Annotated in this window: 1 protein-coding gene; it reads left to right on the forward strand. The window is 50.6% G+C overall.

What is annotated here, in order from left to right; genetic code table 11:
* Nucleotides 1-1,032: 1,032 nt before the first annotated feature.
* The coding region (locus tag J0895_RS12655; RefSeq protein ID WP_207088452.1) for a hypothetical protein at nucleotides 1,033-3,086 on the forward strand (2,054 nt) is incomplete at its 3' end.

Genomic DNA, 3,086 nt, shown 5'->3' on the forward strand with positions numbered 1-3,086 from the left:
CTAATTAGCTGAAAGATGCATTTAAATTTTGATAATCCTAGCTGGCGATCGATGCTCTTCAAGTAGGGATAGCTTCGCTGTGCGGCACAGATGAGGGGTTCAGGATTTTCTAATCTGTTTCTGTAGATAGCCAACAGCTTACTATCCCTCGGGACTAGGGTCGTAGCGAACCCTCCCCTGTTCAAGGGGAGTCGAGTCCAGTTAAACCCCAGCTAGAAGGGAGTCTCGCTGAACAGGGAAATAGTCCGATGGGTCAAACTCTCCGGTGAAATGCCCCACTTCTGTGAGTTGTTGATACCCGTTCCCAAAACTTCAGCTAAACTGCTTTCTAAGTGGAACAAAATTGCTATAGCTTGGACTAAATCAGTTGTAGAATAAGACCTCTCCCCCAACCCCTCTGCCAAAGGGAGAGGGGATCCGCAACCGGGCATAAATCATTTAGTCCAAGCTATATAGACTTTAGACTTTTAGAAGCGCTTTGAAATTGGGGTTGAATCTTGATAACAGTTCAGGAGTCTCTATCATACACTGGAGGGGCGATCGCCCACTGGGTCAGAAGCGAGAAAAACTCTAGATCCCTTAAACCGGAAAATCACGATTGGGAAGTGATGCATGAACCAAAAGGACAATCTATCCTTTAAATTGATCCTTTGTCTTATAAATTTCTAGGATGAGCAATCAAGGATATATCTCGAAAGAGGCTTGTCATTGAGACCAACAGATGATTTCGGATTCAATCGGGAACCGAGGCATCGGGCCAACGGTAAAAGCATTTGGTATGGATGTATTTAAAACACTCTGTTTTTAGCATGAATCTAAGCCATCAGGTAGAATCTAGGGTGATCCCCAAGGGAGCCAGGACTGCTTATATCTTAGGGGGTGGGTATCGCTTGCAAGTGTGACCCTCAAGGATGGACTCAATCGAAAAGCAACTACAGTGGAGAGACCCCATATTTTCCCGTCTCTACCCGGTAATCAAGAAGTAGAAAGATGTGCCAATACAAGTCGGCATTGTAGGGACAGGCTGAAACAATGGTGAGAAAACAATTTGACCAATCCAGTACACAGCCAAACCACCGCATTCGGAGACGGCGGGATGGACGTATTAAAGCAGCGATCGCCGCTCGGTTATGGGGTGGGCGATCGCAGCGCAATCACTCAGAAACCGGCGATACATTAAGCCAAGGCACGGAATTGGCCCAACACCCTCCGAAATCCGTCAAGGGGTGGGGCTGGAAATTCCGCCTTCCAGTCCAGAAAAAACCGAAAAATCAGGATAAAAATCAGACGGGGGAGATTGTCGCCACTACTGCACAGAAACCTCGAACCGACAAGGGTCGGAGTCTATTATGGGGATGGCATTTACTCTGGCTGAGTCTGCTAGTCGCTTGTACCAGCATGGGAGCCGTATCTCTGCGGTGGTTACTCACCATGCCCCCACCGATTGATTGTGATGCTCTCGGGGTGGGGTCCACCGAGCGCGATCGCCTCTACTGTGCTCAAAATGCCGCCAAAACAGGGGACTTAGACCGGCTGGTCGCGGGAATCGAACTGGTGGAAAGTTGGCCCGCAGACCATCCCCTCCGAGGTCAGGGAGATAAATTAGTCGGGGAATGGTCGGCTCTAATTCTAGACTTGGCGCGGCAGAAATTTATGGCCGGGGATTTAAACGGTGCCAATGCCATTGTCGAGAAAATTCCTAAAACCAACCCAGTGTACGCCCAAGTCGAACAAGAATTACAAATTTGGCAGGCTGACTGGGACCAAGGAAAAGCAATCTATGATAAAGCTCAAGCCGCACTGAAAGCTCGCAACTGGAGCGGAGTCGAGGATCGGATGCGAGAGTTGGTCAAATTGAATAACGTCCACTGGCGTTCCACCCGCTATGGAGAACTACAGCAGCGAATTGTCGCTGAAAAGGAAGCTTGGAAACAGTTAGAAGATGCCCGTTATTTGGTCTATAACCAGACAGCAGAGGAGTTAGTCCGTGCTATCGACCTAGCGAGACAAATTAACCCCCAACGATATGTTCGAGAGCAGGCGAATCAGGAGATTAACCGTTGGAGTGCCCAATTGCTGGCGATCGCCAAAACTCGCTTCCAAAGTGGCAATTTTGATGAGGCCATTTCCGCTGCCAAGTGGATTCCCTCAGACACAAAGGTTTATGGGGAAAGTCAGGATTTGATTCACCTGAGCTCAGCCCGAGCGCTAATCCAAAATGACAAACCCGCAGGACCCATTCCCGATCGCCTGTTTGCCTTCCTAGAAGCCTCTGCGATCGCCGGTCAGATTCAATCGGACAGTCCCCTGTACAGCCAAGCTCAAGAAAACTTGGTCCGATGGAATCAGCACAAACAGGACCTGTTTCAGGTTAAAATGGCCCAAGCTGTGGCCAGTTTCCGTCACCCCCTGCTGATGCAGTTGGCGATCGCCCAAGCTCAGATGGTGGGGATGGATCGCCCCGGACGTCTCGACGCTCAAACCCCGATCGCCCAATGGCGCAAGGAAATTGCCCAAATTGAAGACCGAGGTTATGTCGTCGCTGCCAAGGCGATCGCAGATTCCAGTAATATTCTGGCATTGAGAAATGCGATCGCATCGGCCCAACAGGTCGCCCAGGGACGCCCCCTGCGGATTGAAGCCCAAACCCTGATTGCCCAATGGAACAAACAGGTTGAAACTCTTGAAGATCAACCCATCCTGGCGAGCGCCCAGGCTCTCGCCCAAGCAGGTCAACTCCAAGAAGCAGTCAATGAAGCCAAAAAAATTGCGGCAGGTCGAGCGCTGCATAAAGAGGCATCAGAAAATATCGGAAAATGGGTCAGCGAGATTCAAATTGCTGAAGACCGACCGATTCTCGACCAAGCCGCCACCTTAGCGGCCCAGGGGAGTCTGAGCAAGGCGATCAATACTGCCGCTAAAATTGGCTCGGGTCGTGCTTTGTATTCTGAAGCGCGAACGGCGATCAATCGTTGGAATGCCCAACTAGATGCCATCTATGCCGCCCGGGAAGCGGAAGCGGCCCGCTCCTCCTATCAAGAACCGGCTCCGGTCTATCAAGAACCGGCTCCAGTCTATCAAGAACC

The organism is Phormidium pseudopriestleyi FRX01 (assembly GCF_017313335.1).
GTDB classification, from domain to species: domain Bacteria; phylum Cyanobacteriota; class Cyanobacteriia; order Cyanobacteriales; family Laspinemataceae; genus Laspinema; species Laspinema pseudopriestleyi.